The sequence below is a fragment of the Pedobacter suwonensis genome (genome assembly GCF_044762335.1).
Taxonomy (GTDB): Bacteria; Bacteroidota; Bacteroidia; order Sphingobacteriales; family Sphingobacteriaceae; genus Pedobacter.
This window is the reverse complement of sequence record NZ_JBIWEB010000001.1, coordinates 610,509-631,160: the sequence shown is the minus strand read 5'-3', so window position 1 is coordinate 631,160 and position 20,652 is coordinate 610,509. Positions and strand designations below refer to the sequence as shown.

The 20,652-nt window shown below is 39.2% G+C and carries 20 protein-coding genes; 6 read left to right on the top strand and 14 right to left on the bottom strand.

Annotated features, from left to right (window positions below; all coding sequences use genetic code 11):
* Positions 1-175: 175 nt before the first annotated feature.
* From ACIQXP_RS02635 to ACIQXP_RS02615, 5 genes are all read right to left on the bottom strand, one after another.
* Positions 176-685 (bottom strand): STM3941 family protein, encoded by a 510-nt coding sequence (locus tag ACIQXP_RS02635; RefSeq protein ID WP_293741676.1) that lies wholly within the window; start codon positions 683-685, stop codon positions 176-178.
* Between the two features lie 49 nt (positions 686-734).
* Positions 735-1,766 carry an Atu2307/SP_0267 family LLM class monooxygenase gene (locus tag ACIQXP_RS02630; RefSeq protein ID WP_387504125.1) on the bottom strand — a complete coding sequence of 344 codons (1,032 nt, stop codon included), beginning with the start codon at positions 1,764-1,766 and terminating at the stop codon, positions 735-737.
* Positions 1,767-1,848: 82 nt separating this feature from the next.
* A complete protein-coding gene (locus tag ACIQXP_RS02625; protein ID WP_387504126.1) occupies positions 1,849-2,280 on the bottom strand; it encodes a hypothetical protein in 432 nt (143 codons plus the stop codon).
* Between the two features lie 244 nt (positions 2,281-2,524).
* On the bottom strand, positions 2,525-4,381 hold the full coding sequence (gene hscA, locus ACIQXP_RS02620; protein ID WP_387504128.1) for a Fe-S protein assembly chaperone HscA: 1,857 nt from the start codon (positions 4,379-4,381) through the stop codon (positions 2,525-2,527).
* A gap of 299 nt (positions 4,382-4,680) precedes the next feature.
* Entirely contained in the window at positions 4,681-5,907 is a 1,227-nt protein-coding gene (locus ACIQXP_RS02615; RefSeq protein ID WP_387504129.1) for a glycosyltransferase, read from the bottom strand.
* Between the two features lie 94 nt (positions 5,908-6,001).
* Between ACIQXP_RS02615 and ACIQXP_RS02610 the strand changes: the two genes are divergently transcribed.
* A complete protein-coding gene (locus ACIQXP_RS02610; protein ID WP_293741667.1) occupies positions 6,002-6,583 on the top strand; it encodes a MiaE family protein in 582 nt (193 codons plus the stop codon).
* Positions 6,584-6,624: 41 nt separating this feature from the next.
* On the opposite strand, the gene ACIQXP_RS02605 is transcribed toward ACIQXP_RS02610, so the two are convergent.
* From ACIQXP_RS02605 to ACIQXP_RS02590, 4 genes are read right to left on the bottom strand one after another with little or no spacing between them, the layout of a single operon-like run.
* A complete protein-coding gene (locus ACIQXP_RS02605) occupies positions 6,625-7,713 on the bottom strand; it encodes a DUF3810 domain-containing protein (protein ID WP_387504130.1) in 1,089 nt (362 codons plus the stop codon).
* A complete protein-coding gene (locus tag ACIQXP_RS02600) occupies positions 7,713-7,988 on the bottom strand; it encodes a type II toxin-antitoxin system VapC family toxin (RefSeq protein ID WP_387504131.1) in 276 nt (91 codons plus the stop codon). Before ACIQXP_RS02600 ends, ACIQXP_RS02605 begins: the two co-directional genes overlap by 1 nt.
* Positions 7,989-8,028: 40 nt before the next feature.
* Positions 8,029-8,262: a hypothetical protein gene (locus ACIQXP_RS02595; protein WP_387504132.1), complete on the bottom strand. Its 234-nt coding sequence runs from the start codon at positions 8,260-8,262 to the stop codon at positions 8,029-8,031.
* Between the two features lie 33 nt (positions 8,263-8,295).
* On the bottom strand, positions 8,296-9,630 hold the full coding sequence (locus ACIQXP_RS02590; RefSeq protein WP_387504133.1) for a dihydroorotase: 1,335 nt from the start codon (positions 9,628-9,630) through the stop codon (positions 8,296-8,298).
* A gap of 189 nt (positions 9,631-9,819) precedes the next feature.
* Between ACIQXP_RS02590 and ACIQXP_RS02585 the strand changes: the two genes are divergently transcribed.
* The 4 genes from ACIQXP_RS02585 to ACIQXP_RS02570 all read left to right on the top strand — a co-directional run bounded on the left by ACIQXP_RS02585 (position 9,820) and on the right by ACIQXP_RS02570 (position 12,416).
* The gene (locus tag ACIQXP_RS02585) at positions 9,820-11,166 is read left to right on the top strand and encodes a DEAD/DEAH box helicase (RefSeq protein WP_293741658.1); all 1,347 of its coding nucleotides are present in this window, start codon (positions 9,820-9,822) and stop codon (positions 11,164-11,166) included.
* On the top strand, positions 11,166-11,441 hold the full coding sequence (locus ACIQXP_RS02580; protein WP_387504134.1) for a hypothetical protein: 276 nt from the start codon (positions 11,166-11,168) through the stop codon (positions 11,439-11,441). The genes ACIQXP_RS02585 and ACIQXP_RS02580 overlap by 1 nt, the downstream gene beginning before the upstream one ends.
* A 99-nt stretch (positions 11,442-11,540) precedes the next feature.
* Positions 11,541-11,876, top strand: coding sequence for a gliding motility protein GldC (gene gldC / locus ACIQXP_RS02575; RefSeq protein WP_090987907.1), 336 nt, complete (start codon positions 11,541-11,543; stop codon positions 11,874-11,876).
* A 141-nt stretch (positions 11,877-12,017) separates the two neighbouring features.
* Positions 12,018-12,416, top strand: coding sequence for a hypothetical protein (locus ACIQXP_RS02570; protein WP_387504135.1), 399 nt, complete (start codon positions 12,018-12,020; stop codon positions 12,414-12,416).
* Positions 12,417-12,421: 5 nt separating this feature from the next.
* On the opposite strand, the gene ACIQXP_RS02565 is transcribed toward ACIQXP_RS02570, so the two are convergent.
* The 4 genes from ACIQXP_RS02565 to ACIQXP_RS02550 all read right to left on the bottom strand — a co-directional run bounded on the left by ACIQXP_RS02565 (position 12,422) and on the right by ACIQXP_RS02550 (position 14,983).
* Positions 12,422-12,925 (bottom strand): lipocalin family protein, encoded by a 504-nt coding sequence (locus ACIQXP_RS02565; protein WP_387504136.1) that lies wholly within the window; start codon positions 12,923-12,925, stop codon positions 12,422-12,424.
* Between the two features lie 54 nt (positions 12,926-12,979).
* A complete protein-coding gene (locus ACIQXP_RS02560; RefSeq protein WP_387504138.1) occupies positions 12,980-13,369 on the bottom strand; it encodes a cupin domain-containing protein in 390 nt (129 codons plus the stop codon).
* Positions 13,370-13,384: 15 nt separating this feature from the next.
* Positions 13,385-13,864 (bottom strand): methylated-DNA--[protein]-cysteine S-methyltransferase, encoded by a 480-nt coding sequence (locus ACIQXP_RS02555; protein ID WP_387504139.1) that lies wholly within the window; start codon positions 13,862-13,864, stop codon positions 13,385-13,387.
* A gap of 264 nt (positions 13,865-14,128) precedes the next feature.
* On the bottom strand, positions 14,129-14,983 hold the full coding sequence (locus tag ACIQXP_RS02550) for an alpha/beta fold hydrolase (protein ID WP_387504141.1): 855 nt from the start codon (positions 14,981-14,983) through the stop codon (positions 14,129-14,131).
* A gap of 468 nt (positions 14,984-15,451) precedes the next feature.
* Here ACIQXP_RS02550 and ACIQXP_RS02545 point away from each other — a divergent pair, with 468 nt between their 5' ends.
* On the top strand, positions 15,452-17,797 hold the full coding sequence (locus ACIQXP_RS02545) for a beta-L-arabinofuranosidase domain-containing protein (protein ID WP_387504142.1): 2,346 nt from the start codon (positions 15,452-15,454) through the stop codon (positions 17,795-17,797).
* Positions 17,798-19,102: 1,305 nt separating this feature from the next.
* Here ACIQXP_RS02545 and ACIQXP_RS02540 read toward each other — a convergent pair.
* Complete coding sequence (locus tag ACIQXP_RS02540) at positions 19,103-20,641, bottom strand: alpha-N-arabinofuranosidase (protein WP_387504143.1); 1,539 nt, start codon at positions 20,639-20,641, stop codon at positions 19,103-19,105.
* Positions 20,642-20,652 lie beyond the last annotated feature (11 nt).

Sequence of the window (20,652 nt, the reverse complement as noted above, 5' to 3'; positions counted from 1 at the left end):
GTTTAATTTTTGATCTAATCTTTTGATACAAATAATTTACAGATGGATTAGCTCCCCTCCTTATCAAGGAGGGGCTGGGGGTGGTTATTTGTTTTGAAATGCTTTCTAATCGTTTCACAAACCAGCTCTTCAGATTCGACTTTAATTGCGTAAAGTAAGTTTAAGTGCTTTTATGTTAAGCAGAATGAAGTTTCCACTGCTGCAAAATTTCCAGTAGCTCGGCCTGTTTAATGTCTAGCATATCGATGTCTATCCACAATAAATATGGTTTTGAACTAAAAATATCATTAAGGTATGCGATTAAGGAAACATAATCTTTAATTGCTGTGGTTTTGTATTGAGCAGGGTTACTTACAATTACTAAAATTGAATCGGTTCTGTAAAAACCTGTATGAAAATCTTCAATTTCGTTCCATGGAATGCTTACAGTTTTTACAAGCATAAAATTTATTAATCCTTCCTTACTCAGCTTTAAAGCTACCTCTCCCTTTATCGACTTTTTCAACTGTAAAATTCGTTCAGAAAGAATAACTAAAAGCAGAATTATGCCTGCAAGGCATATTATTTTAGCTGGCAAATAAGCGTGAAAAAGTAAAAATATAGAAGCCCCTAAACCTAGCACACATAAAAGAATACTAATGATGATATTACTTTTTTTAAAACTAATTTCAGCAGTATCTTTCATTTTTAATCTGCTAAGTTTAGTGAGGATATTCTACTGCCAATCATCAGCTTTATCTGTTTAGTGCTTTTCTCACTTCCGGGGCAATTTTTGTCCCAAAAATTTCTATTGATTTCATCATTGCGTTATGAGATGGTCCGCCAACATCCATATGTGCAGAGAAACGGGTTAAACCAAAGGTTTCTTCCATGGCGAGAATTTTATCTACCGATTCACTTGCATCGCCAATAATTAACGCTCCGCTACTGCCTCGGCCGCCATCAAACTGATTGCGTTGGTAAGGTGCCCAACCACGCGACCGGCCAATGCGGTTCATCTGTGCTGAATAAAGCGGGTAATAGTAATCTGCAATTTCATTACTGTTTTCGCCAAATAGCGAATGCATATGCACGCCCACTTCAAACTTATTCATATCATGTCCATAGGCCTGGTAAACTTTTTTGTAATAATCAAAAAGTGGTTTAAACTGTATAGGCTGGCCTCCTATAATGGCAAACATTACGGGTAATCCCAATCTGCCGGCACGTTCTACTGATTCTGGCGTTCCACCAACGGCTACCCAAATCTTTAAATTGTTATTTACCGCTCTTGGTAAAACTTCCTGGTTATTCAATTCTGGCCTGAATTTACCTTTCCAGCTGATTTTAGGTTCCTTGTTTATTTTAAGAAGCAATTCAAGCTTTTCTTCATAAAGTTCGTCGTAATCCTGGAGGTTATAACCAAACAATGGAAAAGATTCGATAAAACTTCCGCGACCAGCCATTAATTCGGCTCTTCCGTTTGAAATTAAATCGATGGTTGCAAAGTTTTGGTATAATTTAACCGGATCAGATGAACTTAAAACGGAAACGGCACTGCTTAATTTGATATTTTTGGTTACCGTAGCTGCAGCGGCCAGTACAATTTCAGGACTGGATACGGCATAATCAGGGCGATGATGTTCACCAATACCGTAGAAATCTAGACCCACTTCGTCCATGAGTTTTATTTCTGCTATAATTTCCTGAAGCCTTTGCTGTGCGGGTTGGATTTCTCCTTTTGCATTGATCTGCAAATCGCCAAACATTCCGATACCTAATTCCATATTGTTAAATAATTTTAACAAAAGTAAGGTGTTTGTGTTTGTCGCTTTTTGATGTATGGTAAGAAAAAAGTTGAATTGAATATTAAACGGTCAATTTGCCCAAAGCATTTAAAATGTTTTCGAGCTCTTGATTGGGATAATCAAAATTTGTGGATTCTATCTTAAATTTTTTGCCATTTTCCAAAACGATATTGAGGTAAGAATAGCTCCTGCGTCCAAACGACTCTTCAACTGCTTTAATAAGCTTAACTTCACTCCACTTAAAGGTTCCCAGGTTTAATAAAGTGATCTCATTTTCATCTGCAATAATGGCGTATTCATCCTGCCTGGCGATTAGGTTTTTAAAGTAGAAAATAAAGAACACAGTTAATATGGACATTAAAATTATAGCTGATTGAACATAACTCAGATCAAACATAAATATTGGTGCCACAAAGAACAATGGAAACATGCTGAAGATATAAATCATCATAAATATGTTCCCATTATCTTTAACTTTGATCGATTTAACCATATCCAACAATATTTATTGCTACTTCAAAGAACTCAATCCACTATAAACTTCATCAATTATTTTGCTTATTTTCAGGAAATCCAGGATTTCCATCGTGTGAAAATCTTCGCAGGTTTAAGCCATTAAGGAACATAAGATCAATACCAACTTGTACCCAAAAAGATTCTGAAACGAGTTCAGAATGCCGTATCGAAATTGCCAACTGCTAATTAAAAACTGAAAACTGCCAGCCGCGAGCTGAAAACTACTCTATCTTCTTGCCTTTCATCGCGGTGGAAATAGCAGCATCCATTACACGCTCGGCAAAAGGGCGGGTAAATTCGTTCAGTTCATCTGCTTTTTTAAGGATTGTATCTTTATCCTGACTGGCCAAGGCCGTTTTAAGCGCTTCAATATGTGTTTTGGTTTCCGATATTTCCGCCTCAGTCAAATGCTCAGCATGTTTTTCGATAAAGCGCTCGGCTGTGTATTGCAATTGCTCCCCCTCGCTTCTGGCTTCGATCAGCATCCTTTGTTGTACATCACTTTGTGCATGCTCAATACTATCTAAAAGCATTTTCTCAACGGTATCATCACTTAAACCATAGCTTGGCGTTATTTCAATCTCTTGTTTTACGCCAGAACGTAATTCAATTGCCTGTACGGTTAAAATTCCATCTGCGTTGAGCAGGAAATTGATATCTACTTTAGGTAAACCTGCCGGCATAGCCGGAATTCCCTTTAAATCGAACTCAGCAAGTTTACGGTTTTCTTTAACCAGATCGCGCTCGCCCTGATAAACAGAAATTTTCATGTTTACCTGCCCATCAACTGAAGTGGTATACTGCCTGCCAGCTTTGGTTGGCACTTTGCTATTCCGTGCAATAATGACATCCATTAACCCACCCATGGTTTCGATACCTAAAGAAAGCGGGGTTACATCAAGCAGTAAGATATCTGAGCGGTTTCCGGCCAATACATCAGCTTGGATGGCAGCACCTAAGGCTACTACTTCATCGGGGTTAATATCATCCTGAGGCTTTTTGCCGAAGAAATTTTCGACTGCCTGCTTTACAAAAGGTGTACGGGTAGAACCGCCGACTAAAATGACCTCATCTATATCAGCAGGTGTTAAATCTGCATCTTTTAATGCATTTTTGCAGGCTGCAATGGTTTCCTCTACTTTCGCAGCAATCAATTGCTCAAAGGTTTGCTTATCCAGTGTACACCAGATTTCGCCTATTTGTTCGTTATATAAATTTTGGCTTGACAATGCTTTTTTTGCTGCCTCGGCCTGTAATCTTAGCGTTTGCATCAAAATATTATTCTGAGCCAGCGTCGTTACATCAAGTTTATTCTGAGCGATCCAGTAATCTAAAATGGCCCGGTCAAAATCATCGCCGCCCAAATAGGTATTACCGTTGGTAGCCAACACTTCAAAAATCCCGTTTTGAATCTGTAGGATGGAAACATCAAAAGTACCTCCTCCTAAATCGTAAACGGCAATGGTTTTTTGCTGTGTAGGGTCTAAACCAATTCCATAAGCCAAGCTGGCCGCAGTGGGTTCGTTAACAATGCGCATCACATCTAAACCTGCCAGTTTTCCGGCATCGCGGGTGGCCTGGCGCTGGCTATCGTTAAAATAAGCCGGAACAGTGATTACAGCCCTGTTCACTGGTGTTTTTAGTGCATGTTCGGCTCTGGCTTTTAGCTCTTTTAATATTTCGGCAGATAACTCAATCGGGGTATAGAAACGGTTTCCAGCCTGAATTTTTACCAATGCATCGGTATCATCATCAATAATTTTGTAAGAAAAAGTAGCGGCGTGATCGGCTACATCTTTATATGATCGTCCTAGTAGTCTTTTAACAGAAAATATGGTGTTAGAAGGGTCAGTGGTTAAAAATTCCTTTGCCTCGTTACCTACAACGGCTTCGTTCTGATTATTGAAATAAACTACTGATGGCACCAATACGCCCTTGCCCGAATCGTTAATCACCTGAGGATTTTTATCAGGGTTAATAAACGCAACCAAACTGTTGGTGGTACCTAAATCTATTCCGACGATAATTTCTTCCTTTTGAAACGAACCTGTAGCAAGGTTAATCGATATTTTTGCCATAGCCGCAAATTTACAATATTGTTCCTAGCTTTCAGAACCTGAATGTTTTTTAAAAGTCAATAGTTTTTTAGGTGGGAGTTTGGAGACGAAGTCGGAAGGCTAGGCATGTTATTGTTTGGGAGTTCGGAGTTTTCAGTTGTGAATTGAAGTTTTATACCGTTATCTCTATGGACCTCTGACCTTCAACTTCCGGACCTGGCTGTGTTTATCATATCAGGCATTTAAGAACATAAAAGGATTTAAAATTTCAATATTTTCAGCTCCTATATCATCGGATCTCCGACTTCCAGACTTCCAACTTATTTATTTTTCTCTTCAATCCAAAGGCTCATATACTTTGTACTTTGAAGGGTATGGTGGTTTAAAATCTGGCCAATGATGTTGTTTTGGCGGTGTTTCGTTAAGGACAATAAAAGTTCGGTTATTTTCAACAGAAAAGCATCCGTAAAAGCAATGGAGGCGTAACGTTGGTTGATAATTTGGATACCCTGTTGTTGTGCAGCCTGCCATTCAGATTGGCGCTGGTAAAGTTGAGCCGCTTTCTCTACAAATCGAGTCAAATCATCTTCAATAAAGCCATTCCAGGGCAGGTTGCCTTTCATGGCTTCGGCGCCAATAGTTGTGGTTACCGATGGCGTGCCGGTTAGCATGGCATCAATAAATTTGCCTTTAACCCCAGCACCAAACTGGATCGGTGCAAGTAAAATTTTGTGTCTTGCAATAGTTTCCTGTGCGTTTGCGGCCCTACCTCTAATGAAAAATCGCTCAGCCTTATTTTCGAGCTGCCATACCTTTTGTGTAGGATAGGCTCCGTAAATGTTCAAGCTGGCTTCGGGCAGTTTTTTCCGAAGCAACGGCCATACTTTGGTTTTTAAGGTTTGCACGGTGTGCCAGTTGGGCTCATGGAGAAAATTTCCAATGAAAACAAAATCAGCCCTTTCTGCAAATGGAATCCATTTTTGGGTAATGTCTGCAGTAATTTGCTGCTCCAAAAAAGGCAGATAATACAGTAAGCCCGGGTCAACTTTAAACTTTTCCTGGAGTAGTTTTAACTCTGCTTCCGAAATAATTAAAGACAGATCACAGCGTAGGATGGCTGCAATTTCGCGTTTGGCAATATCCGAAAACAGGTTTATTATTTCCTGCTTTTTGATGCTTTGTTGTCGGGCCTGCCGTAAAAAATGAAGATCTTCGGTATCTAAAATCCGCAAGGCACCCGGGCATTCCTGCTGTACTCGCCAGCCGTATTGTTCTTCAATCATAAAACGATCGAACAGCACAATATCAGGGTTAAGCGCTTTTAAAACAGTATTGAAGCTCTCGTCGTTTAACTTAATTTCCTGTTCAGCAACTGTTGTATGGCTAAAATCATAACTGAATTCGCTTTTTGATGCTGCCGAAGCAAAAGTGACCTGATAGCCATTATCCAGAAATAAATCAACCAATTGGACCATTCTTGTGCCTGCTGCCGACGATCCGGGTTCGGGCCAAACCATTCCAATAATTAATAATTTCTTTGCGGTCATGATTTAATTTTCTGCAAAATAAATGGTTTTTAGCTCACAATTTTAAAACCGTGCCGATTATTTCTAATTTTGCAGCTCAATTACAAAGCATCGGATGTTAGGATTAAAATTATTGACAGACCCGCGTTGGGCAAATATTGCGGAATCGAATTTAGAAGAAATTTTATCTGACCATGCCTGGTGCGAACAAAAAGCCGCGAGTAATGCCATTACCTTAATTACACAAAATTCAGAGCATCAGGAACTGGTTGATGAATTAACGGCCATTGCCATTGAAGAAATGCAGCACTTTCAGATGGTAATTGAAATTATTAAAAAACGGGGTTATACTTTAAGCCGCGAGCGGAAAGATGATTATGTTGGACGTTTGGTGAAATTCAGTAAAAAAGATGGAAGCCGTAACCAGGCTTTTATCGACAGGCTGTTGTTTGCAGCCATGATTGAAGCCCGAAGTTGCGAACGTTTCAGGGTACTTTCATTAAATATTAAAGATCAGGAACTGGCTAAATTTTATCACGAGCTGATGGTTTCGGAAGCAGGCCATTACACCACATTCTTAAACTTTGCACGTAAATATAGTACCGATGTAGATGTGGATAAACGCTGGAAAGAGTGGCTGGATTTTGAAGGAGAACTGATTCAGAGTTTTGGTACAAAGGAAGCGATACACGGTTAAGTCATGTAAAATATCTCAGGGAAAATGAATGATGGAGGTATTTATCGCTTGATCTTCTGACTTTCGGACCTCAGAATTTCTGACTTATAAATATTCCACAGCCAGATCACAATATCCTGATAGCTATCGATCCCTTTTTGCTGGTTATTTAATTTTAAGAAACGATCGAAAGCGGCATCCATATAACCGAACATATCGCCATTGTATTTACGCCAGAATTCTTTTTCGGTTTTAAAATCAGCCAGCACCTGTGGCAAAAGTTTTGCGCGAAGTTTTTTGTAATCTTCATGTGATTTCATCCTGATTTCGAATAAAATATACCGTAACATTTCATAATTGGCAGAATATTGGTAATTCACGTCAGGACTGTTACTTGCGGTCAGGTATCCCAAAAGATTAGCTTCATCTTCGTAAGCAATGCCTAATTGGTGCCCAATTTCGTGGCAGCTCACATAAGGTTTTACGAAGTCAGGCAAATTCATGTTCATATTGGCTTCACCTGAAAGCGGTGCATAGTAACCCTCAATACCGATTTTACTGATGATCCATGAATTTAAAACCGATTTTAAGCAAGGATTGGAATAGCTGAATACTGAGTTTCTTTTCTCCATAAGTGAATACGCTGCTGCAGATTTAGATTCCAGCTCATTAACCAAATAAACGGGCACTTTATTTTGTTTCAATTTTAGGGCATTGGTTTTATCAACGAAATAATTGCCCAGAACAACTAATTCTTTAACATTATATTTTTCATTTCCTATGCCCAATTCTTCACTTATACTTGGTCGACTGTAATTTAAGCCCCATACGATTTTGAAAATGATATAGAGAATGAAGAAGAAGTTTAAAATCTGTAAGGGGACAATAATTCTATCCTGCTTTTTTAGCGATTTACGCCTTTTGTAAAATCTAACGATTTTATAAAGTATAAAGCCAATAAGCAGAACATAAATAATATCTCCTATTGCAAAAGAAAACAGAGCAGATATAGACCTTAATGCTGAAGAAATATAAGGATAAAAGCCGGTTGAGTAATATTGTTGGACGAGGGTAGGGAAGAAGCCAAAAACATAAATCAGGATAGCTAAGCCTAGAAGTACAGTTGATTTAATAATTATAGGTTTAGTCATTATTTACTGAAATGGCCTTTTGTGATGAATGAATAAAGATTTCTCTGGTTAGTGGTATCACTTTTAGTCATCTTTAGGTCTTCAATATATTCAAAATGCTTATGGTTAAGCGTATCGAAATGTAAATCATGGACAATAGCGGTAGCTGCGATGAATAGGTCTGCTTGATCAATACTCTTACGATGTTTTTTAAGTTTGTTTTGCACTTCTACAGCTGCCAAAGCCGCTTCGCTATCGAATTGTTTTTGATTTATCCTTTTTTCTGAAATAGTCAATTAAAATAGATGTATCAACCATTATTATTTGGTTCGCCATTCATTTAATGATTTTCTTGTTTTTTTGATTTTGCGCATCAGAAAAGACAGGGCCGTTTAAAAGTATATCTGAAAATTTTTTTCCGTATTTTGGGGTAGGCTTTTCAACTTTGTTTTCAAAAAATAAATTTTTATTCTTTGCTTTTTCTTTCAAATGAGTAACCAAATCAAATACCTCCTTCTTCAGGTTTGAAGGCAGGGCCAAAATTTCTGAAAATAATTGTGCATCTGTCATGACAAATTGTTAATCTAAACAAATATAACAAATCTATCTGGTAAAATTTAAACGCTTACCTGTCTGATCGGTAGTGAATTTTCCGTTAACATAAGCCAGGTTACCTGATACAAAAGTGTGTGTAATACTGGCTTTAAAAGTATCGCCATCAAAAGGACTCCAACCGCATTTGTAAAAATTATTCAGTTTGGTTACTTTCCACGGATCATTCAGGTCAACCAGCACCAAATCAGCCCAGTAACCTTCACGGATAAAGCCCCGCTTTTCGATATCAAAGCAGATGGCCAGGCTGTGCGCCGTTTTTTCGACAATTTTTTCTAAAGATATCTTACCCTGTAAATGCATTTCCAATAAAGCCGGTAAAGCATGTTGTACCAGCGGGCCACCCGAAGGGGCCTGCGCATAAGCCTGTTGCTTCTCAGCCAGGGTGTGTGGAGCATGATCAGTAGCAATAACATCAATGTGATCATTCAAAACACCAGCCAAAACTCCTTTCTGATCATCTTCGGTTTTTACTGCAGGATTCCATTTGATGAAGTTTCCTTTTGACGCATAATCTTTATCATTAAACCAAAGGTGGTGTACACAGGCTTCGGCGGTAATTTTTTTATCTTTTAATGGAATGGTATTGTCGAATAACGAAATTTCTTTAGCGGTCGAAATATGAAGGATGTGTAAACGTGTTTGGTAGCGTTTAGCCAGTTCTACTGCCAGTGATGATGATTTATAGCAAGCCTCTGCACTTCGGATCAGCGGATGCATTTCAATCGTGAGGTCATCACCATATTTAGTTTTATATTCAGCCAGGTTATGGCGGATGGTTGCTTCATCTTCACAGTGGGTGGCTACCAATATTGGTGCTTTGCTGAAGATGTTTTCTAAGGTTTTCTCGTTATCAACCAGCATATTGCCAGTCGATGAACCCATAAAAACCTTAATTCCGCAAACATTTTTCGGATCGGTTTTTAAAACCTCCTCAATATTATCGTTACTGGCGCCCATGTAAAAAGAATAATTGGCCAGAGAAGTTTGCGCGGCAATGTCATATTTATCTGCAAGCAATTCCTGCGTTAAGGTATTGGGTACGGTGTTGGGCATCTCCATAAAAGAAGTAATTCCTCCGGCTACAGCAGCCATGCTTTCGGTAAAAATATCGGCTTTGTGCGTAAGTCCAGGCTCGCGGAAATGCACCTGGTCATCAATCATACCTGGTAAAAGATACTGACCTTCGGCATTAATTTCCTGTGCACCGGGCGCAGTAAGATTCTGTCCGATTTTATCGATCAATCCATCTTTTATTAAAACATCGGCTACAATTTTTTGTCCTTCATTTACAATGGTGGCAGCTTTTATCAGGTAAGTATTCATGGTTTCAAAGGTAAAAATAGATTTGAGAAGTTAGATAGGAGATTTGAGAAATTAGGACAGGTTTATATGTCAACACGGTTAATAAACTAACCTCCGTATCCTTTAAATATGCGCTTTCAGTCAGGTTTGATTTAAACCTTCTACCTTACACCTTCAAACCCTCAACCTTAATCACTATCTTTGTACGCTATGGCGAAACCGTTCGAAGAATTTAAGTTAAACAGGCAAATTTTAAATGCTGTGGCCGATGCGGGTTACACCGTTGCAACGCCGATACAGGAAAAAGCAATTGCACCCATATTGTCCGGTCAGGATATTTTTGGTATTGCCGAAACGGGAACCGGAAAAACTGCTGCGTTCGTGTTGCCGATTTTAATGCAGCTTAAATATGCGCAGGGCGAAAATATACGTGCTTTGATCCTATCGCCAACCCGCGAACTGGCTATGCAGATTGAAGAACAGGTAAAACTGTTCTCTAGTTATACCGATCTGCGTTCATTAGTAATTTTTGGCGGTATAGGCCCTAAGACACAAAAAGAACAATTGGCAAAAGGTGTCGATATTCTGATCGCTACGCCTGGCCGTTTCCTTGAGTTATACCTGGCCGGCGATATCAATACGCAAAGCTTAAAGTTTCTGGTGCTGGATGAGGCCGATAAAATGATGGACATGGGGTTTATTGGCTCTATACATCGCATTTTGGAAGTTGTACCGCGAAAGCGCCAAAATTTACTGTTTTCGGCAACCATGAGCGATTTGGTTCAAAAAATTGCCGGCGATTTCCTGAAAAATCCAACTATTGTCGAAACAGCACAACAGGCAACTCCTGCAGCTAATGTAAGTCAAACCCTCTATGATGTTCCGAATTTTAAAACGAAATTGAATTTATTGCAACATTTACTGAAGAATGATGAGGCATTTACACGTTTAATCATTTTCTGTAAAACCAAAACAGTTGCCGATAATATCTTTAGTTTTATTGAACGTAAATATGGTGCTGATCATGTTCGTGTAATCCACGCAAATAAAGGTCAAAATACCAGAATCAATTCCATTAATAGCTTTAAAGAAGGAAATGTAAGGTTTCTGGTAGCCACAGATGTAGCCAGTAGGGGGATTGATGTAAGTGATGTAAGTCATGTGATCAATTTTGATGTACCCATTATTATTGAGGATTATGTACACCGCATTGGCCGTACCGGCAGGGCTTTTGCCAAGGGCGACGCCATAACTTTTGCTACTGAAGGCGAAAAATACTATGTACGTAAAATTGAAAAGCTCATCCGCCAGTCCATCCCGGTTGCAGCCATCCCGCAGGGGGTCTTTATAGAGGAAACTTCCTATGAAGAGCGCCAGCAGATCGCAAAAGAGATTGATCTGCAGAAACGCAAGGAAGATCCTGACTTTAAGGGGGCTTTCCATGAAAAGAAAAACGCAAAAGCCATAGAACAGAAGGCCAGGGATAAAGCAAAGGCAAAGGCGGGTAAGGCAGTTAAAAGTTTTAAAAAAGGTAAACGTTTTGATAAGAAAAAGTAATGATTAAACTTCGCGTTACGCCATTAAACATTGTTGGTGCAATTGGCTTAGGTTTAATGGTTACTGGTCTTTTTTCTGAAAAAAGTATGGCACCAAGGCAGATTAACTTCAGTGGCTTTTATTTGCTTATTTTGGGTTGCCTGGTTTTAGTTACTTTCGTAACGGATCTTATCTTTCGCTTTACTTTAAAAGATATTAAACGGATCTGGATGGTAGAACTGTTATTCATAGTTATTGCGGCAATATTGATGTTAATATTACAAAAACTAGTATAATATCAAAGCAAAGTATTTGGTAAAATCATCATCTTTGCCCCGAATAAAATACCGGTGAATTGGTGTATTCCGTTTATCGGTGAAACCCATTTTGAAAATATGAAAAAAGCAGAAATAAAATTAACAGTTGAGTTAGATGAAGGGAACAATCCGGAGAACATACTTTGGGAAAGTACAGATTCCGGAAATGCTGACAAAGTGCCTGCAAAGGCTTTGTTTTTATCCGTTTGGGATCATAATTATAAAAATACATTAAAAATAGATCTTTGGACAAAAGACATGCCTGTAGATGAAATGAAGCGTTTTTTTTATGAAACCCTGCAAACCATGGGCGATAGTTTTTTGAAGGCAACAGGCGAAACGCTGATTGTAGAAGACTTGCGCGACTATTGCGCCCACTTTGCAGATAAGATGGGTATTATTGAAGGACAGTAGGCTGGTTATTAGTCATTGGTTTATTGGTCATTGTTCATTGTTCATTGGTCATTAAAAAATTGCCATGCAAGCTAGTGATCAATCATTTCCTTATTTCGTAAACCTTTCAATTATTAAAATTAAATTAATCATCTTAAAATCATGTTAGTATTAAATAAATTCATGGCTTGGTTAGGCATTTTGTTATGCGTTATTGCCGGTTTCTGCCCAATGTTGAAAGTGCCAATCAAGGGTAACTGGAACTTATATCAATCTGATGCACGTTTATTTTTGATCACATATGCCATCATCGCTATTTCGGTGTTATTCCTTTTTATCAGAAAAGTTGGGGCATTCCGGTTTTTGAGTTTCATCATGGCTATCTGGTATATTTTAGCTGTTATTGCTGTTTATTTTACTGCTCATAATTATACTAAATATGGTTTTGCGAATAAACTGATCGGCAAAGTGGTCCATTTCCAGTGGGGATGGATTGTATTGTTGGTAGGCGTTATATTGATGCTTTTTAGTGTTAAACGTGGAGAAAAAATATCAGCTTAGGTTTTTTAATGCAATTGCGATGTTAATTTAGCCACATCGTATCCTTTAGCTTTGCACCTGGACACAATTTCATCATGGGTTTTCTTCGGCATCGTCTGATTACGGCTCATGATGAATAAAAATCGATGATCGGGATGACCTACCACTACATAGGAATAATCATCTGCAAGTTCGATAATCCAATAGTCTATCTTTACCGGCCAGATAAACTGTGCCTGTAACGCTCCTTTACTACCGTTTTCTGATGGGGACATTTTCGATGTTCTGGAATAAACCTTTTCATCCCCGGGCTTTTTGTAAGTGGTTACAACGTTATAATAGCCATTTTTATTTAAAGTGTAATTTGTAGTAGTCTCCCTGCTGCCCTTGTCAAAAATCGTAGGGATTGAATATAATGAATACCATGTTCCTGCATATTTTTTTAAGTCTAATTTGGCTACAGGGACATTTTTTTCTGTAGGTAAAAGGGTGAAAAGAATAAAGAGTATGGAGCAGATTGTTTTCATCATATCAGAGGTTTTTAATATGATTTACGAAACAGACCTCATCCTGGTTTTAAGGTCTTAATCAACTACAAAGTAATCATCGCTGCCTTCCTCCAGCGGAATATAAATTCTTTCCCATTCATTGCCGTCCACAACTTCCCAGGTATGCCCTTCTCCGGCGATATCATTGGCAATGAGTATAATCCCCGGCTCGATGATAAAGATTTCACCATTGCTCACGGTGAAACGGAGTTTCCCTTTTAGGGTAATTACATATTGACGACGCGGGGCAGGGTGTGGGATGCGCTCTAAACTAGATACATCTGTTTGGGCAAAAAAGTAATTGGCATTGATGTGCTGGCGGATAGGGATTTTGCCAATTTCGAAAGCACATTTGTCGCCTTCGATATTAATTAAACGGATCGCTTTAAGGTAATTTTTTGGTGTTACGGCTTGATCTCTATTCATCTTCAAAAATATGTATTAAAATTTTAATTCAGTCTGTCCTCTCCGGGCAATTTCGCGTTCGTGCTGCAGTAACCATTGTTTACGCCATAAACCGCCGGCATAACCCACCAGCTTGCCATTACTGCCAATAACCCTATGGCAAGGCACTATAATGGCGATATTGTTTTTTCCGTTTGCGGCAGCAATAGCCCGTATCGCTAATGGATGGTGGGCAGAAAATTTAGCATACGAAATGGTTTCGCCAAAAGGTATGGTTAATAAATTCCGCCAAACCTCCTGCTGAAATTCGGTGCCATTTTGTTTAATCGGAAAATTGAACTGCTGTAAACTGCCATCAAAATAATCACCTAATTGCTGAGCAACTTTAAGTGTGAGCGGATTTTCAGTAAGTCCTGTAATAGCTGTTTCAGCAAAAGTTACGGCGTGTACAAACTCATCATCCGCAAGGATGGTGATTTTTCCAATAGGTGATGCAATAACGGATACATTGTTCATGTCTTAGCTTTCTTTCACAAGTTGTACCGGTTAATATATATCATTAATAAGTTTTTTTCAAAATTATCTGCTCTTCTAGTTATTTTATGGATTTGTTAGTCATAAATGACATGTCGCGTTTTTAATGGTTATCAACTTAACATTTAACTTTCCTTTACTTTTCATTAAATAAAATATTGTTGCGCGGTCAGCGCTGTTTCATGCCGATTGGCGGTTGAAAAAGCATTTTTGTGCTCAATGTTTACATTTTAAGCTAAAAATAGGTTATTGGTGTGCAAAATCTCCTGAAGTATAGAGATGATCTGATGCTGATTTCGAACTGGCATTTTCGATAAAGTCTTTAATTTCCCTGATGGTTTCATCGGGCGCACTGATTTGTGGGAAATGCCCGGTAGCCTTCATTACAACCAGGAAATTGTCAGGCGTATTTTTGTGAATGTATTCTCCAACTGATACTGGGGTTATTTCATCATCTGTACATTGCAGCGTTAGGCTTGGTACTTCGAGGTTTTTCAATTGGTCTCTGTAATCGGCTTTAAAGGTTGCCATTGCAAAGGCAAGGGCTACACTTGGCGCAGTGGCTTCAAAACATTCCTGTAAAAAATCACATAGTTCAGGTTTACAAAGGCTGTCCATCACTCGTGGCGCCAATTGTTTACTCCAGGTTACATAATCCTGGGCGATGTGGGTAAAGATGCTTTCTATATCTCCGGTGTTAAACCCGCCGATATAATCACCATCGTTTAAATATCTTGGTGATGGTCCGATAAAAACCAGTTTTTTAAATACATCCGGAAGCTGCAGGGCGGCAATCATGCCAATCATGCTGCTAACCGAATGTCCAATAAATATAATATTCTTGAGGTCAAGTGCCTGTATGATGTCAATTATATCACAGGCATATCCTTCTAATGTAGCATATTTTTTTTGGTTGTATTGGCTAAGGTCCGAATCACCAGAGCCTACGTAATCAAATAAGATCACTTTGTAATTTTCCAGGAAAGCATCTGTAATATATTTCCAGGAATTTTGAGCACAGCCAAAGCCATGAGCAAACAGAAGTACCTGGCTGCCTTCGCCAAGTATTTTTACATTATTTCTGATGAGTATTGGATGCAAAGTGTTTGATTTTAAAATTCCTTATTAAGTTATGGAATGTAACGGTTTTTTTATGGAAAGATAAAAAATGAACAAAATGCACTGGAGTAATCTGTTGGCAGGCATTCAAACGTTCTTTTTAATGTTCCTGAAATTGTTAAAAAATCCCCTGGCGCTAAATGATTTGTTTCAATCATGATCTAATTGGCAAATCTTTTTTATATCTTCGTTTTATAAATGTCTTTAAGACGTTTATTTTAACCAAATTTTATAAATGCTGCTTTTGGACGGTATAATCCGCTAGCCAATGGTTTGCTAAACCTTTAATTTTATGAGCATTCAAATTATAACAGGCCGTTTTTTATCCTGGGTTTAATCATCAACAGAAGGCACGTAAAACGGATTATTTTATCGCCAAAGGTTATAAACGGTCTACCAAAATTTTACCCACTACGATCAATCATCTTTGTTATGAAGAAGTTTTTAAAAATGAAAAAAATAATTACGGCCGTTTTGTTATCCGCTTTATGCGGAACTGTTTTTGGGCAAACTGTCTTGCAGCCATTTAGTTTAACGGAAGTCCGCCTGCTTGATGGGCCTTTTAAACAGGCACAGGAAACTGATAAAAAGTATATGCTATCGCTGGATGCAGATCGGCTTTTGACGCCCTATTTAAGAGAAGCAGGATTAAAACCTAAAGCTGAATCCTATGGTAATTGGGAAAACACAGGTTTAGACGGGCATATCGGCGGGCATTACCTATCGGCTCTTTCCCTGATGTATGCGGCTACCGGCGATGCAAAGGTGAAGGAGCGGATAGATTATATGATTGCCGAGTTGGACAAATGTCAGCGTCAAAATGGTGATGGTTATCTTGCCGGAATTCCCGGAGGTAAGGATATCTGGAAAGAGATTAAAGCCGGTAACATCAAATCATCCAGTTTTTCGCTCAATGGGAAATGGGTGCCTTTATATAACATCCATAAAATCTATGCAGGCCTTTACGATGCTTATGCGGTTGCCGGCAATGCGAAAGCGAAACAAATGCTCATCAAATTAACAGATTGGTGCGTAGATCTGGTTTCCAATTTGTCCGATCAACAGGTACAGGAATTATTAAAGAGCGAACATGGTGGATTAAATGAAGCTTTTGCCCATGTTTATGCAATAACAGGCGACAAAAAGTATCTTCAATTGGCCAAACGGTTTTCAGATCAATCTCTTCTCAATCCACTTTTAAAAAATACTGATGCTTTAAATGGCTTACATGCCAATACACAGATTCCGAAAGTAATTGGTTTTGAGCAGATTGCGATGTTGGATAAAAATCCGGCCTGGGCTGATGCCGCTGCTTTCTTTTGGAAAACAGTAGTTGATCACAGGACAGTAGCCATCGGAGGAAATAGCGTTAGAGAGCATTTTCATCCTGCAAATGACTTTTCTTCGATGACAGAATCGCGGGAGGGACCTGAAACCTGCAATTCTTACAACATGTTGAAGTTGACCAAGCAACTGTTTCTTGCAGATCCATCAAACACTTATCTCGATTATTATGAACGTACACTGTATAATCATATTCTTTCATCGCAAAGGCCGGAAGGTGGTTTTGTATATTTTACACCGATGCGTCCGGGGCATTACCGCACCTATTCGAATCCGCAGGAAAGTTTCTGGTGCTGTGTAGGTTCGGGATTGGAAAACCATTGCAAATATGGGGAACTGATTTATGCACACCGTGCGAATGATGTGTTTTTGAATCTTTTTATCCCTTCAACCCTAAACTGGAAAGAAAAAGGTATTCAGCTTACACAGCAAACTCTTTTTCCAGATGCAGAAAAAACAACGATCAAACTTCAGCTAAAGCACAAACAACGTTTTGCCTTACATTTCCGTCAGCCTTCCTGGGTGGGACAAGGGAAAATGGTTGTAATGGTAAACGGAAAAAAGGTAATGGCTAAGAGTGAAGCAAATGGTTATGCCAGTATTGATCGCACCTGGAGTACGGGCGATGTGGTTGATATAGCCTTGCCGATGCATACCTCAACAGAATTTATGCCTGATGGTTCTGATTGGGTTGCCTTTCTGCGTGGACCAATTGTACTTGCTGCAGAGATGGATACTTTGAATCAACCTAATTTAACCGCTGATGGCAGCCGGATGGGACATATCGCCTCTGGTGCTTTATTGCCGATTAGTGATGCGCCACTGGTTACCGGGCCGAAAAATACGCTTGCCGATGAAATTGCACTGACCGATAAAAAAACTTTAACCTTTAGTGCCCGCAATGCGGTCTATCAGCCAAGATACAAATCCTTAAAATTGGTTCCTTTTTACACCCTTGCCGAAAAGCGTTATGTAGTTTACTTTCCTTACAGCAGTGAACAGGCTTTGCCGGAACGTGCAAAGGCGATTAAACTGGCTGAAGAAGAAAAGATGAAGATTGAACAGCAAACAGTTGATCTGGTTAATCCTGGTGAACAACAACCAGAATCTGATCATAATTTTAAAGGTGAACAAACGGATAACGGAACCTACCAGGAAAGGCATTTCAGAAACGGTAAAGCATGGTTTAGTTATGTGTTGAAAAACAAAGATTTGTCTGGAAATAAGCTCAGTTTAACCTATTTTGGAAAAGAAAAGGATAAAAGATTCGCTATCCTGATCAATGGGGTTAAAATTGAAAATGTAAAGTTAGATGGAAGCAAGGGAGCTGTTTTTTACACCCAGCAATATCAGATTCCAAAAGCACTATTGAAAGCAGACTTAGAAGTGAAATTTGTTGCCGATCAGGGATCGGCGATTGCCAATATTTATGAAGTAAGGTTGGTGAAGTAAATTTTCACTCCCGTGGTCTGTGTCCTCACAGACCACTAGCGCTATTTAAATGCAATCGTCCTCTGTTCCATGGTCTGTGTCCTCACAGACCACGTATTAAATCTAATTCTTATACTCTGATCCAAAGGCCTCTCCACTTCGCACTGCTCCGGTCGGACGACATTCTTGTTCCATGTCTTGTGTCCTTACAGACTACTGGCATTTTCAAATGCGATTGTTTACCCTGAGCACTAATTTGTTATATAAAATAAATATGAGTAACAGGATTCAAAGCAATAAATTACCTCCAATGATCGTCATTACAATAATGGTTTTTCTTTTAAATTCAGTCAATGGTAACTTTTTTCAGGATATATGAGGAAGGTTTTTTAAGCGAATTGTAGCGACGATAAATATCCTCTGCTGTAGCGAATCAGAAAGCTGCACCGTAAAACAAGCTCAGCATGTTGCGTGGTGGAGATTTATCTTCATGGTCTGTGAGGACACAGACCATGGAATGGGATCTATGAGTAAGGTTTTTGTTCCATGGTCTGTGTCCTCACAGACCACGGATTAAATCTAATTCTTATAATCTGATCCAAAGACCTCTCCACTTCGCATTGCTCCGGTCGAGACGACATCCTTGTTCCATGTTCTGTATCCTCACAGACCACTGGCATTTTCAAATGCGATTGTTCATCCTGAGCGCTGATTTGCTATATAAAATAAATATGAGTGACAGGATTCAAAGGAATAAATTACATCTGTTCCATGGTCTGTGAGGACACAGACCACGGATTAAATCTAATTCTTATACTCTGATCCAAAGACCTCTCCACTTCGCACTGCTCCGGTCGAGAGGACGACATTCTTGTTCCATGGTCTGTGCGGACACAGACCATGGAATGGGATCTATGAGTAAGGTTTTTTAAGCGAATTGTAGCGACGATAAAATCTTCTGCTGTAGCGAATCAGAAAGCTGCACCGTAAAATAAGCTCAGCATGTTGCGTGGTGGAGATTTATAATAATGGTCTGTGCGGACACAGACCATGGAATATTGATTTAAATGGAATGTACTATTCCGTGGTTTGTGTCCTCACAGACCACTAGCGCTATTTAAATGCAATCGTCCTCCTGAACATGAGGATCTTGCTGGAGAAATTTTGTACTGCTTTAGCCTATTTTATTGCCTTAATAAGACTTCCAGTTCTTTTTCTTTAATGGTTAATATGGTGCCATGCCTTAAGCCTTTTGGCAGGGAGATTTGGTCTGAAACATCAGTCCAGTTTTTTAAATCTGCAGATTCTTTGATTGTTCTGATAAAATTATTTCAATTCCAGAACCACAACAGATTGCGTCGGTAACTCTACTTTTAATGAATTACCCGATTTTTTGGCGCCTGTAAATTTGGCGTTGTGTACTTTGTTCAAATCGTTAAAAGTGTTTACGTCAGTAAGTTTAGCAGAGGTTAAAATCTGCCCGGTAACCGAGTTCCATTTCAAACCATCTAAAACCGTACTTATTGCAATTTTTTTATTTGGATCTAAATTAACCAATGAAATATGGATCGCACCGCTGGCATCCTGCGAAGCTGAAACATTAAGCGCTGGTATTTTTTGGTCTCCTACTACATAATCAGGGCTGGTAAAAGCAATTGGTAAATATTTGGCATCCTGGTGTACCTTGTAAAGATCAAAAACATGATAAGTAGGGGTGAGGATCATTTTATCTTTCTCGGTTAAGATTAAAGCCTGTAGAACATTCACAGTTTGGGCCAGATTAGCCATTTTAACACGATCAGAATGGTTGTTGAAGATATTTAAGGTTGTGCCTGCAATTAAAGCATCGCGTAAACTATTCTGTTGATACAGAAAACCAGGGTTGGTTCCAGGCTCCACATCAGTCCATATTCCCCATTCATCAACCACCAAAGCAACTTTCTTTTTAGGATCGTATTTGTCCATTATTGCGGAATGTTTGCTTACCAGTTCTTCCATGTGCAGGCAATTTTTCATGGTCGAAAAGTATTGAGCTTCATCAAACTTAGTGGCAGACCCTTTTGCGTTCCAATTTCCTGTTGGAAGCGTATAATAATGCAAGGTTAATCCCCACATTTGGTCGCCAATATTTTTCATACAGGTTTCCGTCCAGTTATAATCTCCCGCATTAGCACCACTGGCAATTCTTTTGAGCGGTGCTCCCGGATAATTACGTGCATAGGTGGCATATCTACGGTACAAATCAGAATAATAGGCAGGTGTCATGTTGCCACCACATCCCCAGCTTTCATTACCAACCCCCCAAAACGAAACTTTCCATGGTTTTTCTCTTCCATTTTGGCTGCGGATGGCTGTCATCGGGCTTACGCCGTCAAAATTTAGGTATTCAACCCATTTAGCCATTTCTTCAACGGTTCCGCTGCCTACATTCCCGGCAATATATGGTTCACAATCAAGCATCTGGCAAACGTCTAAAAACTCGTGTGTGCCAAAGCTATTGTCTTCAGTTACACCGCCCCAGTTGGTGTTGACCATTTTTGGGCGCTGGTTTCTGGGGCCAATGCCATCTCTCCAGTGGTATTCATCAGCAAAACAACCACCGGGCCAGCGCAGGTTCGGAACTTTTATTTTTTTTAATGCCTCTACAATGTCTAATCTTATTCTACCTTTATTTGGAATAGTCGAATTTTCATCTACCCAAAAACCATCGTAAATACACCGACCCAGATGTTCTGAAAAATGGCCGTAAATGTGTTTGCTCACCACCTGATCGCCTGCAGCTTTAATGGTGAGCCGGGTTTCGTTTTGGGCTTGCGCTAAAATAGAACTACAGAATAAAGCCGCAGATAATATAAATTTTTTCATGTTGATCTCGT